This is a genomic window from Tropicimonas sp. IMCC6043, from assembly GCF_004146235.1.
GTDB lineage: Bacteria > Pseudomonadota > Alphaproteobacteria > Rhodobacterales > Rhodobacteraceae > Tropicimonas.
In genome coordinates this window covers 1-922 of the sequence record NZ_SELO01000129.1, presented here as the reverse complement: position 1 = coordinate 922, position 922 = coordinate 1, and the positions used below count along the sequence as shown (strand labels likewise).

The 922-nt window shown below is 57.2% G+C and carries 1 protein-coding gene; it reads left to right on the top strand.

The annotated features are described in order from the left end of the window. The first annotated feature begins 158 nt into the window (after positions 1-158). Positions 159-884 (top strand): cyclic nucleotide-binding domain-containing protein, encoded by a 726-nt coding sequence (locus EU800_RS26070; RefSeq protein WP_129636356.1) that lies wholly within the window; start codon positions 159-161, stop codon positions 882-884. Positions 885-922 lie beyond the last annotated feature (38 nt).

Here is a 922-nt window from a genome sequence, read left to right as displayed (position 1 = left end):
CGCTGGTCGGGTGCTGTTCCTTGATCAAACCATGCCAGTGAGTCCTTCTCGAAATCCCGTTGTAAGGTCTGAGCCACGCCCTAATTGTAACGAAGTTCATGCACGAGACGGAAACGCACCCTCGAACGAGCCGGCGCGGGCCATAGGATCAGCAACAAATGATTGAGTTTTCAACGACTGTCCAAGACCTTGCGGGCGGAGTAGGGGCGGCTCTTTACCTTTCCTCATATGCGGCATTGCAGATCGGCATAATACGAGGTGAAGGATACCTCTATCCCGCACTAAACGCCTCGGCCGCCGCACTGGTCCTCGTATCCCTTGGAGCCTATTTCAATCCGTTCTCAGCAACGATCGAAACGGCTTGGATTCTCATAAGCCTCTTTGGCATCGTGCGTCTTTGGTATCTTACACGAGGGCTGGTCTTTACGGATGAGGAGAGGGCGTTCCTGGATCTTGGATTGCCAGGCCTGTCCCGCTTGGGCGCGCGACGTTTTCTGTCGGCGGGGAAATGGTCCGACGTCCCCGCTGGGGCAATCCTGACCGGGGAAGACCGGCCCGTGGAGTCACTGGTATGGATAGCCGATGGCGGTGCCGTCGTTAGCCATCGCGGAAGAGCCATTGCAACGCTTCCTGCTGGAAGATTTGTCGGGGAACTCGGAGTCCTGAGCCAGGCCCCTGCAACGGCGACCGTCAAGGTTTCGCAGCAGTCGAGGCTCTTCGCGATTTCTCGCGCGGCCCTGTCTCGGGTAATTGTTCGCAACCCGGATGTGAAGCTCGCGCTGGACGCGGGCTTTGGCGGAGACGCACGGAGTAAGATCCTTGCAGGAAACTTGAGCTTCCCTGTGCCTTCCTCAGTGGAACAAGAACAAGAAATCAACCGTTAAGTGATACAAGGTGACCGCGTCCAGTTGAGCGCAAGGTC

What these genes read in the sequence shown, in the direction of transcription:
- EU800_RS26070 (WP_129636356.1), top strand. Translation starts at nt 159, where the DNA reads ATGATTGAGTTTTCAACGACTGTCCAAGACCTTGCGGGCGGAGTAGGG.